Here is a 568-nt window from a genome sequence, read left to right as displayed (position 1 = left end):
CGCGGACCAGTTGTCTAGGATCAGGAAGTCGAGCCCGCAGGCGACCCCGGAAGGCAGTTGACGGCGCGTCATGGTGCCTTCTTCTCAACCTTCGCCGCACTACGCTTCGTGCGCTGCTCGGCGCGTTCACGCGCCTCCTTCACACGATAGGATTCGCCCTCGATCACGACGACCTCCGCACGATGCACGAGTCGGTCAACGAGAGAGACGACGCAAGCCGCGTTCGGAAACACCTCATGCCATTCTTTAAATGGTCTGTTTGTCGTAACCACGGTCGAGGTGACTCCGTACCTTCTGCTGACAAGTTCGAACAGCAGATCGGCGTGGCGGTTTGAGTACGAGAGGTAGCCAACCTCGTCGATCACAAGCACGTCGGGCAAGGCATAGCGATTCAGTCGGCGGCGCAGGGCAGAATCGCTATCGAGCGCGGCCAGTTCACCAAGCATCTGGCCGGCGGTGGTGAACAACGCGGTGTGGCCACCCGCGATTGCCTGATAGGCGAGATTGAGCGCTAGTGTGGATTTACCGACGCCGTTTGGGCCGATGAGTACGACGTTGGCGGTGTCTC

Annotated in this window: 1 protein-coding gene; it reads right to left on the bottom strand. The window is 60.2% G+C overall.

Going from position 1 to position 568, the window contains the following annotated elements:
• Positions 1-68 precede the first annotated feature (68 nt).
• Positions 69-568: ATP-binding protein (locus HB633_RS30655; protein WP_213781869.1), on the bottom strand; the 500-nt coding region annotated here is incomplete at its 5' end.

Origin of the sequence: Caballeronia sp. dw_276 (assembly GCF_018449635.1) — a bacterium.
Classification (GTDB): domain Bacteria; phylum Pseudomonadota; class Gammaproteobacteria; order Burkholderiales; family Burkholderiaceae; genus Caballeronia.
The sequence above is the reverse complement of the archived record's forward strand: the minus strand, read 5'-3'. Positions and strand labels throughout refer to the sequence as shown.